This is a genomic window from Nocardiopsis salina YIM 90010 (assembly GCF_000341025.1).
In the GTDB taxonomy this organism is placed as follows: Bacteria; Actinomycetota; Actinomycetes; order Streptosporangiales; family Streptosporangiaceae; genus Nocardiopsis; species Nocardiopsis salina.
In genome coordinates this window covers 49278-72497 of the sequence record NZ_ANBF01000013.1, presented here as the reverse complement: position 1 = coordinate 72497, position 23220 = coordinate 49278, and the positions used below count along the sequence as shown (strand labels likewise).

Below are 23220 nucleotides of genomic sequence, written 5' to 3'. Positions count from 1 at the left end.
GTGGGCGGTGCGGGTCTCAGAGAAAACCGAGGGCCTGCGGTAGCCAGGTGCTCAAGGCCGGAACGAGCACTACGAGCAGAAGCACGGAGGCCATCGGGACGAAGAAGGGGAGGACACCTCTGATCACGGTCGAGACGGGGCTTCCGGTGACCCCGGACAGGATGAACAGGATGAGACCGACCGGGGGTGTGAGCAGGCCGATGATGAGGTTCAGGATCACCACGACCGCGAAGTGGAGAGGATCGATCCCGTAGCTGTCTGCGACTGGGGCGAGGACCGGGACGACGATGAGGATCGCCGCGCTCGGTTCCAGGACGGCGCCGACGACGAACAGGAGCAGACAGACCAGGACCAGGAACAGGATCGGGCTTTCGGTCAGCTCGAGCATGAGGTCGGCTGCGGCTTGAGGTGCCTGCTCCCGGGCCAGGACCCACCCGAACAGTGCCGCGGACGCGATGATGATCAGGACGGACCCGGAGGTCTCGACCGTCCGGAGCAGGACGTCGCGGATCTTGCGTCTGGTGAGCTCACGGCTGATCAGTGCGACGGTGAACAGGTAGAGAACGCCGGCCGCGGAGGCCTCGGTCGGGGTGGTCACTCCGCCGAGGATGCCGCCGAGGATGATGACGGCGGCCCCGGCGGCCGGCAGGGCGGTCAGCAGTGCCCGCAGGCGCACGCCCCAGCCGGCCCTGGGTTCGCGCAGGTGGTCCTTCTTGCGCGTGTGCCACCAGACCATCAGGCACAGAGCTGTCACCAGAAGGATCGCCGGAGCGATACCCGCGACGAACATCGCTCCGACGGAGACGCCGGCGGTGGTCGCGTAGATGATCGCCGGGATACTCGGGGGGATCAGCGGGGAGATGAGGGAGGAAGCCGCGGTGACGCCGATCGTGAACGGTTCGGGATACCCACGTTTGATCATCGCCGGTACCTGTACCCGGCCCATGGCAGCGGCGTCAGCCATCGCCGTGCCGCTCATCCAGGAGAAGCCGAAGCTCGTGACGACGTTGACGTAGCCGAGGCTGCCGCGGATGTGGGCGAGGAAGGCGAGGGCGGCCGCGTACACCCGATCGGTCATTCCGGAGGTGTTGGCCAGGTTTCCCAACAGGATGAACATCGGTACGGCCAGCAGGGGAAAGGTGTTCACGCCCGAGATGGTCTGCTGGACGGCGATGCTCAGGGAGGCGCTCGGGTCCAGCGTCACGTAGACCAGCGACGGCACCAGGAGCGCGAAGCCGACCGGAACGCGCAGGGCGAGCAGGAGGAGCAGCGCCAAGGTCATCCACAGAAGGGTCATGTCACGCCCCTTCCTGGGCGGCGGTACCGGGCACGTCTTCGGGGTGGCGCATGCTGACCACGATGTTCGCGAGGCTGTGCAGGGCGATCAGGGTGAATCCGGCGACTGCGGCGGCGTGGACGAGCCACATGGGCACCTCGGTCGCCGGGGTCAGGATGTTCCCGGTTGTGTGGGCCAGAGCTGCGCCGGCGGTGGCCATCACCACCGAGGTGACGAGCGCGACGAGTGTGGCGAGGATGTCCACCGCGACCATGGCCTGTCTGCCCATCCGGGCCACGAGCAGGTCCACCGAGATGTGCAGGCGGCGTGACATCAGGTACCCGGCTCCCAAAAAGGTCAGCCACACCAGGAGGAAGCGCGCGGTCTCCTCGGTCCAGGACAGTGGGGTGTTGAAGAGGTAGCGCGTGATGACCTGCAGGATCAAAAGACCGAACATGGCCACGAGCACGGCGCAGAGCCCGACCCGTTCGATGTTGATCGCGGTGCGATAGGCGCGGCTCCGTCGTTCCATACGGTCGGGAGCGTCCGCAGGTTCGTTGGTGTCCGCCATCACGGGTTCCCCTGCGCTTCGAGGTAGAGCTCACCCCAGGAGACCTGTGCGGGAAGGTGCTCGCGGACCCGATCGGCGAAGGCTTCGCGGTCGACGTCGTCGTTGACCGTGATGGTGCCGTCGGCCCGCCACTGCTCCAGCGTCTCGGCCTCTTGGGTCTGAATGCACTCGCGGACGGCTTCGGCTCCGTCGGCCATCGCCGCATCGAGGTGGGCGTGCTGTTTCTCGCTCAGCCGGTCGTGGACGGCGTCGTTGGTCACCAGGTGGACGGATTGGACGATATGGCCGGTGAGGTTGATGTACTCCTGGACCTCGAACAGGTTGGCCGATTCGATCGTCGGAACGGGGTTCTCCTGGGCGTCGAGGGTGCCCTGCTGCAGCGCCATGTACAGCTCGTCCAGAGCCATGGGGGTCGCAGTGCCGCCCATGGCGGCGATGTTGTCGAGGTAGAGCTGGGCGTCGGGGGTTCGGACCTTGACGCCGGCGAGGTCCTCCGGGCCGTTGATCGGCTCGTTGGAGGTGATGTGCCGCGTGCCGTAGTACCAGAGCGAGGCCGGGTCGAGAGCGGTGGTCTCCCTCAGTTCCGTCAGGGACCCGGTGATGGCGGGGTCCTCGCTCTTGTCGATGAAGTCCTCGATGTCGTCCAGGAAGTAGGCACCGTCGAGGAGTTCCGCGGGACGGTGCCAAGCGCCCAGGAAGGACGGCCCCGCGATCGCGACGTCGAGGCTGCCGTCGGCGACCTGCTCGAGGGACTCGGCCTCGGTCCCCAGCTGCCCGGACGGGTAGGTCTCGATGGAGACACCGCTCCCGGCCAGGGAGTCCTGAACCGTTGCCAGGCCGCAGGTTTCGACGGGATGTTGTTCCTCGTAGACGTGCGCGACCCGGAGGATCGTTTCCTCGGTTCCGGAGACGGTGGTGATCTCTTGCTGCTCACCTGCGGTGCAAGCGGTGAGCGACATCGCGAGGGCGGTACCCCCTGCGATGAGGGGGAGGTGCCGGCGGGAACGCGGGGTTGGTGTGCTTGCGGTCATGAGCATCCTCCATGGGGGCTGGAGGTCAGAGACGTCGGGGCCTCAAACGCAGGTGGACAGGGGGGAGAGCCCGAGGTCTTCGGCGAGCGCGTCGAGCAGCTCGACGGTCGATGCGGCCAGGGTGACGTCCTCGCCGGCTCGTCGGGCGGTCTCGTGCTCGATGTCGCCGGGGGCGTACACGCGTGTTCCCGTCCTGGAGGAGGACCGGACCCGCTCCTGGAGATGACGTACGCGGCTCTCGGTGTGGGTGCGTCCGGTGAAGGCACCGGTGTCGAGTGCGATGACCAGGTGGCCCGTGTTCATGCGGGAGGACTCCTCCACCCAGATGTCCTGGGTCTGGTGGGCGAACGCCGCGGTGGTCAGCGACGCTGACAGCGCCTCGATCAGCACGGACAGGGCCGACCCCTTCGCAGCGCCGAAGGGGAGGAGGGCTCCTCCCAGGGCCGCCTCGGGGTCGGTGGTCGGCTGCCCCTCGGCGTCGACGGCCCACCCGGTCGGGATCTGCCGGTTCTCGTTGCGGGCGGCCACGACCTTTCCGTAGGCCCCGGCGCTGGTCGCCATGTCCGCGGTGAGGTGGGTTTCATCCGCGCTGGGTGCGGTGGCGGTGAACGGGTTGGTTCCCAGTACGGTCTCCGTGCCGCCGTGCGGGGTGACGGTGGGTCCGGTCGTCGAGGTCACGAGGGCGGCGAACCCGGCATCGGCCAGCTGGTGCGTCCAGTGGATCCCTGCGCCGTAGTGTGTGCTGTTCTGCACTGAGACAACGCCTACGCCGTTCTCTCGGGCGAGGCGGGACACGCGTTCGACGGCTGCGTTCATGGCCACCTGGCCCAGGGCACCGTCGGCGTCCAGGACGGCCGTGGCCCCGCTCTCTCGTGTCCACCTCAGGACCGGCCGTGGATTGATCCCCCCGGAGCGCAGAGCGGTGACGTACAGAGGCAGGCGAAGTAGCCCGTGGGAGTGGGTTCCCCTGAGGTCGGACCACACAAGGGACCTGCTCGTGAGGTCGGCTGCGTCGTGCTCGAGACCGGCGGCGGTCAGTGCCGTGGTCCCGAAGGCAGTGAGCGCATCTCCTGGAAAATAACGCGTTTCCACCCGTTTACCTCCGTATGTCCTATAGGAATCCAAAGGATCGTATATGTCATATGGATCACACGGCAAGGGGGTACACGACGAAGGCCCCGCACTCGTGCGAGTGCGGGGCCTGGGCGATCGGGGTTCCGTTGGCAGCTCCGGCCCCGAGGTCGTGCGACCTTTCGGGGTCGGGGCCGACGGGGGCGTCAGGGGGCTCACGGGTCCGGGGGGCGACCCCCGATCCGTGTTCCCAGCTCATCGGTCAGCGCACGCAGCTGCTCGATCGCCTCGTCCTGGCTCCTGTGGGAGTAGCGGGCGGCCAGGCCGGTCAGGCTCACGGCCGCGGCCGGACGCCGGGGCGAGGGGCCGGGGACCGCCATGGCGATACAGAGCAGGCCTTCGGCGGTCTCACCGTCGTCGACGGCATGGCCCTGTTCGCGGACGGCTGCCAGCTCGCGCTCCAGGTCGACCGGGTCGGTGATGGACTTGGGTGTCAGCTGCGGCAAGGGGGCATTGCGTTCCAGCTGGCCCCGGAGCTCGTCTGCCGGGAGTGCCGCGAGCATGGCCTTGCCGGTGGCCGTGGTCGTTGCGGGGAGCGAACGGCCGATCTGCGAGACGAGGACGACCGGTTGGCGGCCGTCGCGCCGGGCTAGGTAGACGACCTCGAGGCGCAGGTCGTCCAGGACGGCGAGCTGGACCGTCTCGTCGAGCGTCGCACTGCGGCACACGTCCTGGAACTCGTCGACGATGTCGACACTGGCCAGGTATGCCTCGGCATGGCTGACCAGCCTCTGGCCCAGTCCGAACCCCTCCGGGGTCTGGCGCAGCAGACCGGAGTCCACCAGGGCATTGCAGATGTTGGACACCGATGACTTGGCCACACCCAGTCGGCGCGCGAGTTCGCTGATTCCCATCCTTCGGCCGCGCTGCTCGGCGAGTACGTCGAGGATGGCCGAGGCCCTGGTCACGGCCGGCGCCAGCGATCGCTTCTGGTCCATGTGGTGTTCTCCCTCCGCCTCCACTTTACCGTGCCGTTCAGCATGGAGAACGGGGGTGAAAACGTGTGGCCAGCGGAGCCCTGGGCGTCCCAGGGGCATGTTGTTCCCTCTCGCCGGGGGTAGAGGCGGCCGGTATTCGAGTGCACCACATCCCTTGCCGGAGTGTTGTGCGTCACTATATTCTTCTGGCTGATCGATGTTCCGCATGTTGAACGAACATCCCCTCTGAACCGAGAGACGGGGGGGCAAGGGCCCACTGGTGTGTCCGAGTGCTTCCTTCGTCTCACACCCACCGGATCGCGGCTGAGCGCCGAGAACGAGGTGGAACGTGTTTGCCAGAGTTCGGAAACCGAGAGCGTCGCGCCAGGGAATGCGCACCTCGAGCGCCCTGCTGGCGATCCTGGCCGGGGCGGCCCTCACCGGCTGCCACGGACAGGCCGGGGTGGCCGGAGTCAGCGCCGACGGAGACTGGGAACCCCAACGGGACGTGACGATGATCGTCCCCTTCACGGCCGGAGGCGGGAGCGACGTCTTCGCGCGCGCCACGGCGGCAGCCCTGGAAGAAGTGCGACCCGGCGTCAACGTCGTCGTGGAGAACCGTCCCGCGGGATCGGGCGCGGTGGGCTACGGCCACTTCGCGGCACAGGCAGGAGATCCCCACCATCTTCTGGCCGCCGAGCCCGTCCGCAACCTCCTGCCCGAGATGATGGACACCCCGTTCGACTGGGACGACTGGACCGATATCGGCCAGGTCGCCGAGGACATCGCCCTGCTGACGGTCGACGACAGCTCCGAGTGGCAGGACTTCGACGAGTTCCTCTCCGCAGCCGAGGCCGCAGAGGAGGCCGGTCGGCCTTTCCGCGTCGCCCTTCCGTCGGGGGGAGGGGTGGACGAAGTCCTGCTGTACCGGCTCGAGGAGGAGTCGGGGATCGGATTCGAACCGATCGTCTTCGACGGGACCGGGGAGACCAACCCGGCCCTGATGGCAGGCGACGTGGAGGCGACGATCCTCAACCCCTCCGACGGGCGCACGGAGATCCAGGGCGAGATCTTCCGGCCGCTCCTGGGTTTCACCCAGGAAGAGGACATGGGGATCGATTGGCTCGAAGGCGTTCCGCCCGCCGGTTCCTACGGCTGGGAGATCGGAGCCACCAAGTTCCGCGGTCTCATCGCACCGCAGGGCACACCCGAGCCCGGCCGGGACTACTGGGTGCAGGCCCTGCGTGAGGCGGCCGAAACGGACCGCTTCCAGGAGTACGTGCAGGAGAACGGTATCCGCGAGTCCCACTACTGGGGCGATGAATGGAAGGCCTTCCTCCATGAATGGAACGCGGAGGTCATGCCCGTGGCGGAGAGGATGGCCGATTGATGAGACGGACTGCGAGCAGTACCGCCCTGCCCGACATCATCGGAGGCACGCTCCTGTTCCTCGTCGGCCTGGCCTTCCTCGTCGGCGGAACGGGGTACGGGCTCCGGACCGTCGGCGGCCAACTCGAACCCGGAGCCATGCCCTTCCTCGCCGGATGCCTGCTCGCCGTCCTCGGACCCGCCATCGCCATCACGGCCGGGCGCCCCGGGGAACGCACGGCGCAGGCCCGTAGCCCGGCTGCGCCCAGCGGCTCGAGTGCAGGTCCGTCGGAGGAGCACCCGGACCCGGGCTCAGCGAGCGAAGAAGCCCATGGCCATGACACCACCACCGCCGGCGACGATCCGGACGCGAGCGTCGACCGGCCCCGCCGTTCACTGATGCTGTTCGCGCTGACCGCGGTCGCGGTCGCGGCCATCACGTGGATCGACATCTTCGTCGTTCTGTCCGCCCTGGTCATCGCCGTTCTCGTCTTCTTCGAGCGCGTCCGGTTGTGGAAGGCGTTCACGACAGCTGTCGTCCTGTCCCTCCTGTGCTACCTGGTCTTCGCCGTCCTGCTCGGAGTCCCCCTTCCGACGGTCCTCTGAGAACTCCCCGAGCCCCCGACTCCGAGAACTCCCCGAACCCGGTTGAGGTGTTGACGCTGCATACCCCTGCCTCCGACCCCCGAAAGGCCTTCCCGCGCTCAGGGGGACCGGATGAACATCTTCGATAACGTCGCGCTCGGCTTCCAGACCGCACTCTCCTGGGAGAGCCTGCTGTTCTGCGCACTCGGTGTGCTCCTGGGAACGTTCATCGGGATCCTGCCCGGACTGGGGTCGGCCACCGGTGTCGCGCTCCTGCTCCCGGTCACGCTCGGCCTGGAACCGCTCCACGCGCTCATCATGCTCGCCGGTATCTACTACGGCAGCCAGTACGGTGCGTCGACCGGCGCGATCCTCATCCGCACCCCCGGCGACCCGGCTTCGGCCGTGGTCACCTACGACGGATATCCGATGGCGCGCGCCGGCCGCGCCGGCCAGGCTCTCGCGGCCGGCGCCATCGCCTCTTTCATCGCCGGCACCATCACCGTCGCGATGCTCATGGGCGTGGCGCCACTGTTCGCCTTCGTGGCGGTTCAGTTCGGTGCCCCCGAAATGTTCTCCCTGATGCTGCTGGGGCTGCTCGCCATCGCCGGGGCCGGCTCCGGCTCCCCACTCAAGGGACTGGCGATGGCCGTCCTCGGAGTCGCCGTCGCGACGGTGGGGATCGATGCCCAGTCGGGCGTGGCACGCTTCACCTTCGGCGAGGTGCAGCTCTTCGGCGGGCTCGGTTTCATCGAGATCGTCATCGGCATGTTCGCGATCGGCGAGGTCCTGCGCAGACTCGGCCAGGCCACACTGCCCCCGATCCGCGCGCGGCTCCGCGACATGATCCTCACCCGGGAGGAGCTGGGCAGAACGGTGCGCCCTGCGGTGCGCCACAGCCTCGTGGGGTTTCTGCTGGGGATCCTTCCGGGCGGCGGGTCGACCATCGCCTCGTTCATGAGCTACGAGATCGAACGCCGCGGGTCCAAGAGGAGGGAAGAGTTCGGCAAGGGGAGGCTGGAAGGGGTGACCGCCCCGGAAGCGTCCACCAACGCCGCGGTCAACGGAGCGTTCATCCCCACCCTGACCCTGGGCATCCCCGGGTCCGGGACGACCGCGATACTCCTCGGAGCCTTCGTGATCTTCGGGATCGTGCCCGGCCCGCTCCTCATGGCTGACCAACCCGACCTGGTATGGGGCCTCATGGCCTCCTTCTGGATCGGCAACGTTCTGTTGCTGGTCCTCAACCTCCCGCTGGCCCCGGCCTTCGCCTCCATACTCCGGATCCCTTACCGCTACCTGTATCCGGTGATCCTCGTCCTGACCCTGATCGGCGCCTTCGCCATCGAGTACCGCATCTGGGGGATGTGGCTGGCGCTCGGGGCCGGCCTGATCGGCTGGCTCATGCTCCGATACGGCTATCCCCTGGCCCCGGCGGTCCTGGGCCTGGTGCTCGGCCCGCTCATGGAGCCGCAGCTGGCGCGTTCGCTGGCGATCAGCTACGGCGACCCGACCATCTTCGTGCAGCGGCCCATCTCGGCCGCCCTCCTGTCGCTGGGCGCCCTGCTGTTGGTCGGCGGGGCCGTCTGGAAGCGCAGGAGGGCCAGGAGACATGAGGGCCACCGCAGGAGCATCCAGCGGTCCTGAACGCGCAACCTACGGAAGGAGCCAGCCTCATGAACGAGGCCGAACGTTCGAGGCCGAAGGTGGTGGTGCTCGACCACGCCTTCGACACCGTGGACGGCGAACGGGACGCAGCCGCCCGCTCCGGAGCGCACTTCGAGGAGTTCCAGTGCGCACACGAGGACGACGCCCGCCGCGCCGCCCGGGGTGCCGACGTCGTTCTCGTCAACTTCGCACCGATGACCCGCCGCGTGCTCACCGGGCTCGCCCCTGGAGCACGTGTGGTCCGTTACGGGGTGGGGGTCGACAACGTCGACGTCGACGCCGCCCGTGAACTCGGTGTCCGGGTCGCCAACGTGCCCGACTACGGTGTCCGGACCGTCGCCGACCACACCGTCGCCCTCCTGCTCACCCTGTTGCGCAGGATCCCCTGGTACGACGGGGCCGTGCGGGAGCACGACTGGGTCCCCGCGGTCAGGGCCGGTCCGCTGCGCGGATTCGCTTCCACAACGGTGGGGCTCGTCGGCGCAGGCAACATCGGACTCGCCGTCGCCGATCGCCTGCGTCCTTCGGATTCGACCTCCTGGCCCACGACCCCTACGCCGACCCTGCTCGGGCCGCTCGGCACGGCCTGACGATGACCACGCTCCCCGTCCTGTGGGAACGTGCGCACGCCGTCACGCTGCACGTTCCCGCCACGCCGGATACACACCACCTGGTCGACAGCAAGGCCTTGGCGCGTATGCAACCGGGATCGGTCCTGGTCAACACCTCACGCGGCCCGCTCGTGGACACCGAGGCCCTGGTCGACGCCCTGCGAGAGGGCCGTCTCGCAGGTGCCGGCCTGGACGTGTTCGAGAGCGAGCCCCTCCCGGCCGACTCACCGCTGCGCAGTTCGGACGGTGTGCTCCTGACCCCCCATGCGGCCTTCTACTCCGACGACTCGATCCACACCCTCCAGAGGCTCGCTGCCGAGGAGGTCGAACGTGCCCTGGCCGGCCGGCCGATGCGAAGCCCCGTGGTCGGACCTTCCGGCGGATGCCCTGCCCAGGCAAGGAGACCCAGCGCATGACAGAACAACGCCACGCCCCTCTGACCGGTATCACCGTGCTCGAGGTCGGTGCCTTCATCGCAGCTCCGTACGCGGCCACGCAACTGGCCGACCTGGGAGCGGACGTGATCAAGGTGGAGAATCCCCAGGGAGGTGACCCTGTCCGGCTGATCGGCCCCTTCCTGGAAGGGGAGAGCTCGCCCTTCGTCCGGTTGAACCGGCACAAGCGGTCGGTGGCCCTCGACCTCAAGTCCCCGGAAGGGCGCGAAGCCTTCCTCGCGCTCGCCGCACAGTGCGACGTCGTCGTGGAGAACCTGCGCCCGGGGGCGATGCAGCGCCTGGGCCTCGGTCACGAGGACCTGAGCCGGGCCAACCCCGGGATCGTCTATGCCTCGGCCTCGGGGTGGGGCCAGGACGGGCCGCTCTCCGCGCTGGCCGGGCTCGACATCATGGCCCAGGCCCGGTCCGGCCTGATGAGTGTCACCGGTGAACCCGACCGGGACCCGGCCAAGGTCGGGGTCCCGGTCTGCGACCTCGTGTGTGCCCTGTACGTCGCCCTGGCCGTATGCGCGGCGTTGCGTGAACGCGAGACCTCGGGCCGGGGACAGCACATCGACGTCTCGCTGTTGGAGACCGGGGTCTCGCTCGCGGTCTGGGAAGCAGGAACCTACTTCGCCACCGGTGAGGTCAAGGGGCGATCCGGTTCGGCACACCAGAGCACTGCGCCCTACCAGGCCCTCCGGTGCCGGGACGGCCACATCACGGTCGGTGCCATCACCCCTCCGACCTGGGAGGGCTTCTGTTCGGTCCTCGGGTTGCAGGACGCTGTCGACGACCCGCGCTACTCCACTGCCTCCTCCCGGCATGAGCACCGCGCAGAACTGGTCGACCGTATCGAGCGGTCCACCTCGGGCTGGAACGTGCATGAACTGGTGGACCGTCTGAACCGGGCCGGCGTGCCGTGTGCGCCGATCTCCGACTACGGGCAGGTCTTCACCGACGAACACCTGGCGGCGCGGGACTACTTCTGGGACGCGCCCCACGAGCGACTCGAACAGGTCCGCCAACTGGGCACGCCGATGCGTTTGTCCGCCACCCCCTGTCGACAGGATCGGGCCGGACCACTCCTGGGGGCCGACACACGCGCCGTACTCGCCGAGTACGGGGTCGAGCAGGAACAGATCGACGCCCTGGCCGCATCGGCCTCGACGGCGTCCGACCGCCGCGACCTGTGACAGCGAACGAGGAAGGGCGAGCGATGAGCGAACTGACCGTGACCCCCGACGGCCGGGTACTGAACGTCGTCTTCAACCGGCCCGCGCAGCACAACGCCATGACCTGGACCATGTACGACGGGCTGTACGAGGCGTGCGAGTACGCTGACTCCGACCCCGGTATCGGCCTGATGGTGCTGCGCGGGGCCGGCCCCCGTGCCTTCGTCGCGGGCACCGACATCGGCCAATTCGCCGATTTCACCTGCGGGGAGGACGGGGTCGAGTACGAAAAGCGCATCACCCGTGTGCTCGACCGGCTCGCGGAGGTGTCCGTTCCCACCCTGGCAGGGGTGGACGGGTACTGCGTCGGCGGAGGCCTGGCCATCGCTGCCGTGTGCGACCTTCGGGTGGCCACCCGTTCCGCGCGGTTCGGGGTGCCCATCGCGCGCACCCTCGGCAACTGTCTGTCGATGCAGACCTGCAATCTCCTGGTACAGCATCTGGGCCCCTCGCGCACTCTGGACCTGGTGATGAACGCCCGGATGCTGAGCGGAGACCAGGCGCACGATGCGGGTTTCGTCAGCGAACTGGTCGACGACGAGGAGTTCGCCGACACGATGGACGCGGCAGCCGAACGCCTGCTCTCTCACGCGCCCCTGACGCTGTGGGCGATCAAGCAGTCGGTCAAGGAGATCACCCGGGCCTCCCTGCCGCACGGCGACGACATCGTGGCCCAGGTCTACGGCAGCGCCGATTTCCGCACTGCCGTCGATGCCTTCCGAAGCAAGACCGAACCGCAGTGGCAGGGGCGTTAGGGCTGCTGCTGGGGCGACGCGCACCAGGGCCTGTCGCCGAACGGGCCCTGGTCCGCCATCACCGAGACGAGGAGCGTGCAGGACATGAGAATCACAGGGGCGGTCCTACGAGCCGACGACTGCCCAGCACCCTACGAAGAGTCGGTCCCTCTCACGGTGCGCGAGCTCGACCTCGCCGATCCCGGCCCGGACGAGGTGCTCGTGCAGGTGGAAGCAGCCGGCGTGTGCCGCTCCGATCTGTCCGTGGTCGACGGCGCCCGGCCGCGCCCGGTCCCCATGCTCTTGGGACACGAGGCGTGCGGCCGGGTGGTGAGCCGTGGAGAGAACGTGCAGGAAGTGGAGGAAGGTCGCCGGGTCGTCATGACCTTCATGCCCCGGTGCGGCGAATGTGAGGCCTGCAGCACGGAAGGGCTCATGGTCTGCCCGCACGGGAGTGCCGCCAACGCCGCGGGCACGCTCCTGTCCGGGGAGCGCAGGCTCGGCACCGACGGGGAGGTCTTCCACCACTGCGGCGTCTCCGGATTCGCGACGCACGCCGTCGTCGATCGCAGATCGGTGGTGCCGGTCCCCGAGGACGTACCGCCCGAGACCGCTGCCCTGTTCGGGTGCGCCGTGCTCACCGGTGGGGGAGCGGTCAAGAACAGGGCCGTGCTCAGGCCCGGGGAGGACGTCATCGTGGTGGGAGCGGGCGGTGTCGGCACGGCCGCCGCCCTGGTCGCGGGCGCCTACGGTGCCGGGAGCGTGACCGTGGTCGACACCGTGGAGCGCAAACTCGCGATGGCCCGGGGTGTAGGTGCCGACAGGGCCATGACGCCGGCACGGTTCCAGGAATCCGGTGCCCGGGCGCCCGTCGTGATCGAGGCCGCGGGAAACGGGGCCGCATTCGAACTCGCCCTCGAGGCCACTGCCCCGGGCGGGCGTATGGCCTCGGTCGGCCTGGCCTCCCCGCGAGCGCGTGCGGAGATCTCGCCCCTGGCCCTGGTCAGTGAGTCGAAGACCGTTCTCGGCTCCTACCTGGGGTCCGGACTGCCCGAACGCGACATCCCGGAGTACATCGAGCTGTGGCGCGAGGGTGCGTTGCCGGTCGAGCGACTGGTCTCGTCGACCATCGCTCTCGGGGACATCAACACCGCCATGGACGACCTCGCCGAGGGCCGTGCGATGCGCCAGATCATCCGTTGCTGAACAGGAGGCGGGCCCGGGGCCGCCGGTGTCCGTGGAAACCACGGGTTCCGGTGGCCCCGGGCCCTGAGCCTTCGGCTCCTCTAGATGACGCCGATGGCCCACAGGGTCACTACGCCGACCATGGAGAAGACACCGCCGACGAGCGTGACACCTCCGTAGCAGAGGAGGGCCTGGCGTACCGGCATCCCGGACAGGGAAGCGCACACCCAGAAGTAACTCGCGTTCACGTACTTGATGACGACCGAGCCGCACGCGCCGGAGAGCATCGCGGCCTCGGCGGACAGGCCCAGGCCGCCGAGCATCGGCCCCACCAGGGAGGCGGCGGTGATCACGGCCACGGTCGTCGAACCCGTGATCATGTTTGCCAGCACCCCCAGGACGAATGGCAGAAGAATAGCGGGAAGGCCCATGTCGAGGGTCCCTTCCGCGATGAGGTCCACGGCGGGTGTGGAGCTCAGCAGTTGGCTGAGGGCCCCGCCGAGGCCGGTCACCAGAATGATCATCGCCGACGCCCGAAGGGCGTTCTCCACCCATCCGTTGCGCAGTTCTTCGGAGCTTTCCACCGACCTGGTCCGCCACGTCAGGATGTAGGCGATGACGACTCCTACGCCCAGAGCGAGAACGGGCCATCCGAGAAAGGTCAGATTGCTGTGCAGAGCGGTACCTTCCTCGAGCGTGGAGTCCGCGATGCTGCCGATCCCGATCAGCAGGATCGGAACGAGGATCGGTGCGTAGGACCAGCTCAGGGGAGGGAGTTTCCGGTCGGGATCGCCGACGCCGTCCCCGCCGGTCCCGCCGTACTCGGGGGAGGGGGCGACGTGCACGCGCCGCCCGATCATTTTCGCGAAGACCCATCCCATGAATGATCCGAAGAGGGTGACGACGGTGCCCCAGATGATCACCGTCCCCAGATCGGCCTCGACGATTGCGGCCGCGGCGAGCGGGCCGGGGGTGGGAGGAACGATCGCATGGGTGAGCTGCAGTGCTCCGACGAGGCCGGTGGCCATGAGGGCCATGCTCGCCCGTGCTTCCACCGCGGCCACGTGCACCAGCGGGTTGAGAATGACGTAACCGACGTCCGAGAAGACGGCGAGACCGATGATGAATCCGGCAAAAGTCAGTGCCAGAGGCACGTGCTTCTTCCCGAAGAGTCGGAACATGGACCGGGTGATGCGCTCCACGGCGCCGGTGGCGCGGAGGGCCTCGGCGATGAGCGTTCCCAGCACGATGACGACGGCGATCGCCTGAATGGTCTGGCCGAATCCGTGTTCGAACGCTTCGACGAATGCGGCCCTGTCGATCGTCGGGGCGAACCCGAGAAGAACGATCGGTACCAGAAGGGCAGCGAAGACGTGCCATTTCACTCGGGCGATCAGGAACAACAAGAGTGCGATGACGGATGCGAATCCGACCAGCGCGACGGCGGAGTTGGAAGTGACCTCTACGTCCACGGAGGGTTCCTCTCGCAGAGTTCGGAACTTTAGGTGTCACATCGGCGGCGGGCCGAGCGGCCGGTGCCGGCTGGGCCGGAACGCCCGGAGCGGGGGCGGGGCGGGGGCGAAGGGGTGTGGGTGGGGCTCCGGCCGAGTGGATGGTCCGGCAGGTCGGCGAGCTGGTCGCTCGCCTCGGGCAATACGACCGAGATATTTATTCCACATTTCGGAACACTGAGGTCATTGCCCGAAACACTAGAGCGTGCTGTGATGCGCGTCAACATCATCTGTGACCTGTTTCACTGGAAATCTTGTTTTTCCAGGTCAGATCCGATTCTTGTCTCGGGTTCCCCCTGTAGCGACGGTGTGCCGTCGACTTTTCGGCCTGTGCGTCGGCGTGCAGGGCGGCGCCAGGTGACGCGGAGTGATTCCGTCCGTGCTGCCAAAGAAGCCGTCTGAACTGCTCGAACGTAGTTTCCTAGAAAATGATGGCGTAGGGGTCTTGTTGGCTATCAGTAAGCGATCTACTGTCTACAATCTGACCTCGCCAGGGTGAACGGCCTTCCGAAGCCCCCAAGGAGCCCGCCGTGGAACACCGCCTCGAACCGGCCGGCACGGCCGAAGCCGTCCCGTCGACAGCGATCGATGCCCACCAACACTTCTGGCCCGAAGGCGTACGTCCCCGAGACCCGCGCACGGCGACTCTGGAGCGGGCCTTCACGCCCGGCGACCTTTCGCGCGAGCTCGCCGGCGGTCCGGTGGCCGGAACGGTGCTGGTGCAGTGCGTGGCCGGCCCGCAGGAGAACGACCGCCTCGCCGCCTACGCCGAGGAGTTCCGCCCTGCCCGGGCAGTCGTCGCCTGGCTGCCTCTGTACGACGTCGACGCGGCACGGCGGGAAGTCGTCCGTGTCCGTGAACGGATCCCACTGCTGCGCGGGTTCCGGGACGTGTTGCCCTCCGCGGCCGATGCCGTCCCCGGGGTACCGGACACCACCTGCCTGGCCGCCGACCACGGTCTGGTCTGGGAGGTGGTGGTCGTCTCGGACGCGCAGGCCCGACTCGTCGAGAAGGTCTCGGCCGCACGGCCCGACCTGCAGATCGTGGTCGCCCATCTCGCCACACCCCCGTTGGGTGGCGGGGACCCGCGCCCCTGGAAGTACAGGATCGATCGCTTGGCGGCGTTGCCCTCGGTGGCGATCAAACTCTCCGTCGGTGCCGACGCGCTCGTCACCTGGGAGTGGGAGCCGGAACGGTTGACCGGGTTCGTCGGGTATGCGCTCGACCGCTTCGGCGCCCACCGCTCGATGCTCGCCGGGAACTGGCCCGTGGTGCGCCTGGCGGCCGCCCACAGCACGGCCTGGAAGGCGCTCCTGAACGCGGCGGAGCGGGCCGGCGCCTCTTCCGGCGAGCTCCGACTGATCAGCTCGGCCACCGCACGGTCCTGGTACCGGATCGGCGGCGACCGTGCCTGGAAAGCCCCGGAAGCTTCCGGTCCATGTCCACGACCGGGCCTGGCCCACTGAGAACGAGCGGCGCATGCCGACAACCACCCGGACCCACGAATCCCCAGCCGAGAGGGGCGTCATGACAGACGCGACCGGCCGTCACTTCCTCCAGATCCCCGGACCGAGCGATGTCCCCGATCCAGTCCTGCGCGCGATGTCCGCGCCCACCATCGACCACCGCGGACCCGACTTCTCCCGCATGTTCTCCCAGGTGCTCCGCGACCTGCGCCCGGTGTTCGGCACCACGCGACCGGTCGTGGTCTACCCCTCCTCCGGGACCGGGGCCTGGGAGGCAGCCCTGGTGAACACCCTCAGCCCGGGTGACCGGGTCCTGAACTTCGAGACCGGCCACTTCTCCAGCCTCTGGGCGCGCATGGCCGAGGAACTCGGCCTGTCCGTGGAGGTCGTCCCGGGTGATTGGCGGCGCGGTGCCGATCCCGCAGCTCTGGCCGACCGTCTCGCCGCCGATCCCGAGCACACCATCAGAGCGGTGTGCGTGGTGCACAACGAGACCTCCACCGGCGTGGTCAGCCGTATCGAGGACGTCCGCAAGGCCCTGGACACCGCGGGTCACCCGGCCCTGCTCCTGGTGGACACCATCTCCTCGCTGGGGTCGATCGACTACCAGCACGACCAATGGGGTGTGGACGTCACTGTCGCCTGTTCACAGAAGGGGCTGATGCTCCCGCCGGGGCTGGGCTTCAACGCCGTCAGCGCCAAGGCCCTGGAGGCCTCGGAGAACGCGGGCCTGCGTTCGTCCTACTGGGCGTGGGGGCCCGTGCTGGAGGCCAACGAACAGGGCTTCTCCCCGTACACGCCTGCCACCAACCTGCTCTACGGCCTGCGCGAGTCCCTCAGGCTGATGAACGAGGAGGGGCTGCCGGAGGTCTTCGCGCGGCACCAGCGCCACGCCCGGGCGGTCCGGGCTGCGGTGCGCGCGTGGGGGCTCGAGGTGCTCTGCGCGGACGAGCGGGAGTGCTCCGGTGTCCTCACGGCCGTCGTCGTGCCGGAGGAGCACGACGCCGACCAGCTCCGGAAGGCCGTACTGGAGCGCTTCAACATGTCCCTGGGAGCAGGGCTGGGCAAGCTTTCCGGTCGGGTGTTCCGTATCGGCCACCTCGGCCACACCAACGACCTGACGATCGCGGGGGCCCTGGCCGGGGTCCAGATGGGCCTGTCCCGAGCCGGGTACGCGGTGGCCGGCGACGGTGTGGCCGCAGCGCTGGACGAACTGAACAGGGAGTGACGGTGCGATCCGTGCAAGGTGACAACGGCTGGGAGGCGGACTCACGATGACCGAAACCACGCAGGCCCCCGGTGGCAGCGGCACGACCGCCGACCCCGAGAAGGCGCGGCAGGCGCTTCTGGGCGCCGGAGTGACCGACGTCAGGTTCGACGACTACTCCCGACACCTCTTCTCCCGTGACGCGAGCATGTACACCATCGAACCCCTCGGCGTGGTCTTCCCCCGGGACGCAGACGAGGTGGCGGCGGTGGTCGGCGTCGCCAACGACCTCGGAATCACGCTGACCCCTCGCGGAGCGGGTACCAGTCTGGCCGGACAGACGGTCGGCCCCGGTCTGATCGTGGACATGTCCCGGCACATGAGCGCCATCAGGGAACTCGACCCGGACCGCCGCACGGCCCGCGTCCAGCCGGGGGTGGTCCAGGATCAGCTCAATGCGGCCGCAGCCCCGTACGGCCTGATGTTCGGGCCGGACACCTCGACGAGCAACCGCGCCACTCTGGGCGGGATGATCGGCAACAATTCGGCCGGCAGCGGGTCGATGCGCCACGGCATGACCATCGACCACGTTCGCTCGCTCGACGTGGTGCTCGCCGACGGGCAGCGGACGGTGTTCCGCGACTTCAGCGCGCAGGAGCACGCCGAACTCGCCGGGCGCGAGGGCCTGGAAGGCAGGATCCACCGCGAACTGGACCGCATCATGCGGGCCCATCCGGAGGCCATCGCCGACGACTACCCGGAATTCTGGCGGCGGGCCTGCGGGTACAGGCTGGACCGGCTCTCCCAGGGCCCCGGCTTCGACCTGGCCCAGTTCGTCGTCGGCTCCGAGGGCACCCTGGCACTGGCCACCGAGGCGGAGGTGGCGCTGGTGCCCAGACCCGGGCGCACCGTGATCGCGGTGGGCCACTTCGCGACCATGCCGGGCGCGATCGCGGCGACACAGGACGCTCTGTCCTGCGATCCCTCCGCTGTGGAGATGATGGACCGGACCATCCTCGACCTGTCCCGGCAGCGCATCGAGTACGCCTCCCTCGGGGACATCCTGCAGGGCGACCCCGAGGCACTGCTCTTCGTCTCCTTCAGCGGCGACGACGAAGCCGAACTCGTCGATCGGCTCGACACGCTGACAGAGCTGTGGCGGCGCAACGGGCACGGCTACCACACCCTCCGGGCGGTGACTCCGGAACAGCAGTCGGCCCTGCTGAAGGTCCGCAAGTCGAGCCTCGGGCTGCTCATGGCGGCCGGCAGTGGTACCAGGAGGCCGCTGGCCTTCGTCGAGGACACCGCGGTCGACCCCGAGCACCTGGTCGAGTACACCACCCGCTTCAAGCAGATCCTGGACGAGCACGACATGGAGGCCGGGTTCTACGGGCACTGTTCCGTGGGCTGCCTGCACGTCCGCCCGTTCGTCGACCTCGGCGCCCCCGGAGAGGCCGAGCGGATGCGTGCCGTCGCCGAGCAGGTCAAGGACCTGGTCACCGAGTACGGCGGTGTGAACTCGAGCGAACACGGCGACGGTCTGGCGCGCAGCGAGTTCAACGAGCAGATCTTCGGCCCGGAGCTCTATTCCGCCATGCGCGAGGTCAAGGGAGCCTTCGACCCGCAGAATCTGCTCAACCCCGGAAAGATCGTCGATGCTCCGGCTATGACCGAGAACCTGCGCGACGCACAGCTTCCCGAACCCGGCCCGCTGCGGACCAGGCTCTCCTTCGAGGTGGTGGGAGGCATGCGGGGCGCCGCTGACCGCTGCATGAACATCGGTCTGTGCCGCAAGAGCACGTCCGGGACGATGTGCCCCTCCTACATAGCGACCCAGGACGAGGAGCACACCACCCGGGGTCGGGCCAACGCCCTCGTCAAAGCGCTCTCCGAACCGGACCCCGCGACTGCCATGGGCAGCGAGAGGCTCCACGAGGTCCTCGACCTGTGCTTGATGTGCAAGGCGTGCAAGAGCGAGTGCCCGCTGGGCGTGGACATGGCCAAGCTGAAGAGCGAGACACAGTCCCACTACCACGATGCCCACGGGGTCCCGCTGCGCACCCGCATCTTCGGCGCCGTCCGGTCGCTCTACCGTCTCGGCTCGGCCACCGCACCGCTGAGCGGACTGCCCAACCGCCTGCCCTTCCTCCGCAGCCTGTTGGAGAAGGCGACCGGCATCACGGCCCGCAGACCGCTGCCGACCTTTCGGCGTCAGAACCTCGTGCGCTGGTTCCGTGCCCGGGGACCGCGCACGCAAGAGGCGCCCCTGGGCGATCTCGTCTTCCTCGCCGACTCCTTCTCCTCCTACACCGAACCCGGGATCGGGCGCGCGGCCATCGAACTCCTGGAACGGGCGGGGTGGCGTGTGCGTCTGGAGAGCCGCGGGTGCTGCGGCCGCTCCAGTCTGTCAAAGGGACTGGTCGACGACGCCAGGGCCAAGGTCGACGCGCTCGTCGGTCTCCTCGCCGAAGAACGCTCCGAGGGCACCCCCATCGTGGGATGCGAACCCTCGTGTGTGCTGACCCTGAAGGACGAGGCGGGCTCCCTGCTGCCCGGGGACCCCCGGGTCGCCGACGTCGCCGGGCGGGTGCGCCAGGTGGAGGAACTGCTCACCGAGGCCATCGACTCCGGCCGGATCACCCTGTCCGGCCAGGCCTGGCCCGCGCACCACCGCATCCTCTTCCACGGCCACTGCCACCAGAAGGCCGAGGTGGGTACCGCGGCCACGGTGAACCTGCTCCGCCGCATCCCCGGGGCGGAGGTCGTCGAACTCGATGCGGGCTGCTGCGGGATGGCCGGGTCCTTCGGGTTCGAGGCCGAGCACTACGAGATGTCCATGAAGGTCGGCCGGGACCGGCTCTTCCCCGCCATCGAAGCGGAGGAGCACCGCACCGTCGTCGCCGCGACCGGGGTCTCCTGCCGGCAACAGATCGACCACGGGACCCAGCGCGCGGCCCATCATCCGGTGGAGCTGATCGCCGCGGCGCTCGCCCCGCGGGCGGTGCCCGCAACCGGTCACCGGTAATCTCGGGGCGGACGTTCGAGGCCGCCGCGGATCGCGGCCGTGCCCAGCAGAACAGGGAGTGGCGATGGACCGATCTGCCGATATCGACACCGACGGTGGCCGCAAAGCGCACCAGAAGATCGTGAAACCGCCGAGCATGGTGGAACTGGCCACGCGTTCGATCCGGCAGATGATCCTGAGCGGCGACCTGCTGCCTGGTGACCGTGTGGTGGAGAACCGGCTGACGGAGGACCTCGGGATCAGCCGGCCTCCACTGCGCGAGGCCCTGCGCCGACTCGAACACGAAGGGCTCGTCCGACAGTTCCCGCACCGGGGTGCCGTGGTGACCCCGCTGACGCTCCACGACGTCTACGAGATCACGACCTTGCGGCACCGGTTCGAGCACCTGGCGATCGACCTGGGTGTGCCCGTCTCCGATCCCGAACGCCTGGAGCGCTGCTGGCGCGAACTCCGCCGGATGGAAGCGGCCGCCGACGCGCGTGACGAGGCCGAGCTCTCCGATGCAAAGTTCGACTTCCACACAGCGGTGGTGGGCCTGTCCGGCCACAGGCGGTTGGAAGAGGGGTACCGATCCCTGCAGATGCAGATGAAACTGTGCATGGCTCTCAACCGCAGTTCACGCGCGCACCGCAATGAGACTCCGTCCGGGATCATCATGCGCCACCGCACGCTGCTGCGCATCATCGAGGAGGGCGACCCCGCCGCAGCACGGGACGAATTGGAGCAGCACGGGGACCGCACCTTCCTCATGGACCTTCCCGGCAACCTCGAAGCGGGAAGCGCTGATGCGCTGCGCTGGTTGGAGCGTGTGCAGGCCGAGCAGACCGCCCGTGACCCCCACGGGACGGAGTGACCGATCGGCGGGCCCCGCACCCCTCGAAGCCGCCCACCGGGTGTGCGGGCCTTGTTTGTGCGCAGGACACGCCGGGTCAGGCGTTGCGGCCGGCCACCTGGGCAGGGGTGTCGTCCAGGTCGTCCCCGCTGGTCTCCGGCTGATGACGAGCGCCGTCGGCTGCCGGTGAGGGTCGGGCGGCGTCCGTCCTGGGGTTCTTTCCAGGTCAGAGCGGGAAAACGGTGCGCTGGATGCTGACCCCGCCGGACACCATGTGGAACATTGGTCTCAATATGTGGATGACTCGGGTGTGCCCACGAAGGCCCCTCCGGGTATGACGAAGGTGCGCATCCCCCGCACGGCAGGGGCTGCGCGCCCTCCTGTCTGCTTGGTCACCCTCAGGCGTCCGGACCGTCGAACCGGCCGTTCGCCCCTGCGGTTCACCCGCCCCGGTGCAGCTGCCGCCACCACCCGCGCGGTACCCGGCCCCCGGCCACCACACGGTCGCAGTGCTCCCGAACCGCCTTGACCAACTCCCCGTTGGGCCGATCGCTGCGCTCCACCCACGCTCGCGCCGCCTCCACGTCGGCGCCCCCGCGCAGCTGGCGGCGCACCAGCCGGTGCTCCCGATCGGCGTCGGGCACCTCGACGTACCAGAGTTCCGCGTACAGCCCCCGGGCCGAGGCCCAGGGCTCCTCCTCGGAGGCCAGATAGTTGCCTTCGGTCACCACCAGCCGGGTGTGCGGCAGCACCACGTGCCGCGCAGCCACCGGCTCGTGCAGGGCCCGGTCGTAGTCGGGCACGAAGACGGGGTGGTCGGTCTCCACCGTCAGTCTGCGCAACAGGGCCGTGTACCCGTTGGCGTCGAAGGTGTCGGGGGCGCCCTTGCGGTCACGTCGGCCCAGGCGCTCCAACTGGGCGTTCGAGAGGTGGAACCCGTCCATGGGCAGGTATCCCGCGACCCCCGCCCCCAGTTCCTGTTCGACCTGGTGGACCAGATAGCGGGCCAGCGTGGACTTTCCCGCGGCGGGCGGCCCTGTCAGCGCCAGGACCTTGCGCTCGCCTCCGCTCGAGGGGACCAGGGACAGTGCGTGAGCGACGAGGGACTCCGGCATGGACGAAAGAATACGGCCCCGGGTGCACGCATGCGCCCGGGGCCGGTCGACGGCGTGTGGACCTCAGAGGGCCTGGCCCACGTGCGCCAGCGCCTGGTGCACCAGGGCGCCCTGCCCGCCGGTCATCTCCTCGCGCACCTCGGGGGCCGCGGCCTCCTCCGGGGTGAGCCAGACCAGGTCCAGCGCGTCCTGGCGGGGCTGGCAGTCACCGGTGACCGGAACGATGTAGGCCATCGCCACCGCGTGCTGCCGGGGGTCGTGGAAAGGGGTGATGCCCGGGGTTGGGAAGTACTCGGCGACGGTGAACGGTTGCAGCGAAGCCGGGATCCGGGGCAGGGCGACCGGACCCAGGTCCTTCTCCAGATGGCGCAGCAGTGCGTCGCGGATGCGCTCGTGGTAGAGCACGCGTCCCGAGACCACCGACCTGTTGAAGTCCCCGCTCTCGTCGGCGCGCATGAGCAGCCCGATGTGGGTGACCATGCCCGCCTCGTCCACACGGACGGGGACGGCCTGCACGTACAGCACGGGCATGCGCCCGCGGATGCTCTGGAGTTCCTCGGCGGAGAACCAACCCGGTTGGGTGTCGGTGGTTTCGGTCATCGGGTGTGCGGCGGCCCCGGAGCGGGAACGCCGCTCCCTCCCTTCGTGGAGCGCCAGGTGTGCCCTACCGCTTCTATCGCACCTGTCGGGTGCGCGCACAGTGCGGGGACGGGTCCGGAGTGTCCGAGAGAGGACAGTGAGGAAGCCGTGACCGTACGCACGTCCATCTGTCCGAGTGGTGAGACCGGACTGACTCCCGGGTCGGAGGACTCCCGCAACCTCTCTGGAGAGGTTACGATCTCAGGCGCGGTCGCGTAGTGAAAAGGTTACGTCCTGTGAGAGGTGGCCCAGTGGCGAAGGACGGCAGGTTCTCGAGCCCGGAGCGCTTCCGCTGCACGGGGGTGACGGTGGTACCCGTTCACGGCGAGATCGACCTGGCCACCGCCGACGCTCTGCGTGACCACCTGCTCCGCATGGCCCAGGGCCGTGGACACGACTGCCTGGTCGTGGACCTGTCCGGGGTCGGATTCTTCGACGCCAGCGGCGTGCGCGCCCTGATCGCGGTACATCACGAACTCACCCGCCAGGGCCGCCACCTGGCCCTGGCCGAGCCCGCCACCGTGACGGCGCGTGTCCTGCAGGCACTGGAGCTGGACCGCCTCTTCGAGGTCTACCCCGTGGTCGAGATGGCCCACGCCCATGCCGACGGGCGCCCCGTCCGCCACGTGCCCGGCGACCGCACGGTGCCGGGCACACACTGACCGGAGCGCACCGGCCC

The 23220-nt window shown here is 68.8% G+C and carries 19 protein-coding genes and 1 pseudogene; 12 read left to right on the top strand and 8 right to left on the bottom strand.

Annotated elements, in window-relative coordinates; all coding sequences use genetic code 11:
* Positions 1-16 precede the first annotated feature (16 nt).
* The 5 genes from D474_RS0101550 to D474_RS27300 all read right to left on the bottom strand — a co-directional run bounded on the left by D474_RS0101550 (position 17) and on the right by D474_RS27300 (position 4947).
* Positions 17-1297 carry a TRAP transporter large permease gene (locus tag D474_RS0101550; protein WP_017611839.1) on the bottom strand — a complete coding sequence of 427 codons (1281 nt, stop codon included), beginning with the start codon at positions 1295-1297 and terminating at the stop codon, positions 17-19.
* 1 nt (position 1298) lies between these two features.
* Positions 1299-1847, bottom strand: a complete 549-nt coding sequence (locus D474_RS0101545; RefSeq protein WP_017611838.1) for a TRAP transporter small permease — start codon at positions 1845-1847, stop codon at positions 1299-1301.
* A complete protein-coding gene (gene dctP, locus D474_RS0101540) occupies positions 1847-2878 on the bottom strand; it encodes a TRAP transporter substrate-binding protein DctP (protein ID WP_017611837.1) in 1032 nt (343 codons plus the stop codon). Before dctP ends, D474_RS0101545 begins: the two co-directional genes overlap by 1 nt.
* Before the next feature lie 42 nt (positions 2879-2920).
* Complete coding sequence (locus D474_RS0101535) at positions 2921-3970, bottom strand: Ldh family oxidoreductase (protein WP_026118080.1); 1050 nt, start codon at positions 3968-3970, stop codon at positions 2921-2923.
* Positions 3971-4164: 194 nt separating this feature from the next.
* Complete coding sequence (locus D474_RS27300) at positions 4165-4947, bottom strand: IclR family transcriptional regulator (protein ID WP_017611835.1); 783 nt, start codon at positions 4945-4947, stop codon at positions 4165-4167.
* A 370-nt stretch (positions 4948-5317) separates the two neighbouring features.
* Between D474_RS27300 and D474_RS0101525 the strand changes: the two genes are divergently transcribed.
* The 7 genes and pseudogenes from D474_RS0101525 to D474_RS0101490 all read left to right on the top strand — a co-directional run bounded on the left by D474_RS0101525 (position 5318) and on the right by D474_RS0101490 (position 12767).
* Positions 5318-6316: a tripartite tricarboxylate transporter substrate binding protein gene (locus D474_RS0101525; RefSeq protein WP_017611834.1), complete on the top strand. Its 999-nt coding sequence runs from the start codon at positions 5318-5320 to the stop codon at positions 6314-6316.
* Positions 6316-6900, top strand: coding sequence for a tripartite tricarboxylate transporter TctB family protein (locus D474_RS0101520; RefSeq protein WP_017611833.1), 585 nt, complete (start codon positions 6316-6318; stop codon positions 6898-6900). The genes D474_RS0101525 and D474_RS0101520 overlap by 1 nt, the downstream gene beginning before the upstream one ends.
* A 111-nt stretch (positions 6901-7011) precedes the next feature.
* Positions 7012-8526 carry a tripartite tricarboxylate transporter permease gene (locus tag D474_RS0101515; protein ID WP_017611832.1) on the top strand — a complete coding sequence of 505 codons (1515 nt, stop codon included), beginning with the start codon at positions 7012-7014 and terminating at the stop codon, positions 8524-8526.
* A gap of 29 nt (positions 8527-8555) precedes the next feature.
* Positions 8556-9574 (top strand): annotated as a pseudogene (locus D474_RS34190) (C-terminal binding protein).
* Positions 9571-10788 carry a CaiB/BaiF CoA transferase family protein gene (locus tag D474_RS0101505; protein WP_017611831.1) on the top strand — a complete coding sequence of 406 codons (1218 nt, stop codon included), beginning with the start codon at positions 9571-9573 and terminating at the stop codon, positions 10786-10788. The pseudogene D474_RS34190 and the gene D474_RS0101505 overlap by 4 nt, the downstream one beginning before the upstream one ends.
* Before the next feature lie 23 nt (positions 10789-10811).
* Entirely contained in the window at positions 10812-11582 is a 771-nt protein-coding gene (locus D474_RS0101500) for an enoyl-CoA hydratase/isomerase family protein (RefSeq protein WP_017611830.1), read from the top strand.
* Positions 11583-11666: 84 nt separating this feature from the next.
* Complete coding sequence (locus D474_RS0101490; RefSeq protein ID WP_026118079.1) at positions 11667-12767, top strand: alcohol dehydrogenase catalytic domain-containing protein; 1101 nt, start codon at positions 11667-11669, stop codon at positions 12765-12767.
* A gap of 80 nt (positions 12768-12847) precedes the next feature.
* Here the strand turns inward: D474_RS0101490 and D474_RS0101485 are convergent, their stop codons facing one another.
* A complete protein-coding gene (locus tag D474_RS0101485) occupies positions 12848-14218 on the bottom strand; it encodes a GntP family permease (RefSeq protein ID WP_017611827.1) in 1371 nt (456 codons plus the stop codon).
* Between the two features lie 569 nt (positions 14219-14787).
* On the opposite strand from D474_RS0101485, the gene D474_RS0101480 reads away from it, so the two are divergent.
* The 4 genes from D474_RS0101480 (at position 14788) to D474_RS0101465 (ending at position 20808) form a co-directional block, all read left to right on the top strand.
* Positions 14788-15723, top strand: coding sequence for an amidohydrolase family protein (locus tag D474_RS0101480; RefSeq protein WP_017611826.1), 936 nt, complete (start codon positions 14788-14790; stop codon positions 15721-15723).
* A 61-nt stretch (positions 15724-15784) separates the two neighbouring features.
* Positions 15785-16951 carry a pyridoxal-phosphate-dependent aminotransferase family protein gene (locus D474_RS0101475; protein ID WP_017611825.1) on the top strand — a complete coding sequence of 389 codons (1167 nt, stop codon included), beginning with the start codon at positions 15785-15787 and terminating at the stop codon, positions 16949-16951.
* 46 nt (positions 16952-16997) lie between these two features.
* Positions 16998-19955: an FAD-binding and (Fe-S)-binding domain-containing protein gene (locus tag D474_RS0101470; RefSeq protein WP_017611824.1), complete on the top strand. Its 2958-nt coding sequence runs from the start codon at positions 16998-17000 to the stop codon at positions 19953-19955.
* Positions 19956-20019: 64 nt separating this feature from the next.
* Positions 20020-20808 carry a GntR family transcriptional regulator gene (locus D474_RS0101465; protein ID WP_017611823.1) on the top strand — a complete coding sequence of 263 codons (789 nt, stop codon included), beginning with the start codon at positions 20020-20022 and terminating at the stop codon, positions 20806-20808.
* 419 nt (positions 20809-21227) lie between these two features.
* On the opposite strand, the gene D474_RS0101460 is transcribed toward D474_RS0101465, so the two are convergent.
* Both D474_RS0101460 and D474_RS0101455 read right to left on the bottom strand, forming a co-directional pair.
* Positions 21228-21902 (bottom strand): nucleoside/nucleotide kinase family protein, encoded by a 675-nt coding sequence (locus tag D474_RS0101460; protein ID WP_017611822.1) that lies wholly within the window; start codon positions 21900-21902, stop codon positions 21228-21230.
* Between the two features lie 63 nt (positions 21903-21965).
* The gene (locus D474_RS0101455) at positions 21966-22502 is read right to left on the bottom strand and encodes an NUDIX hydrolase family protein (protein WP_017611821.1); all 537 of its coding nucleotides are present in this window, start codon (positions 22500-22502) and stop codon (positions 21966-21968) included.
* Between the two features lie 290 nt (positions 22503-22792).
* On the opposite strand from D474_RS0101455, the gene D474_RS27290 reads away from it, so the two are divergent.
* On the top strand, positions 22793-23203 hold the full coding sequence (locus D474_RS27290) for an STAS domain-containing protein (protein ID WP_017611820.1): 411 nt from the start codon (positions 22793-22795) through the stop codon (positions 23201-23203).
* Positions 23204-23220 lie beyond the last annotated feature (17 nt).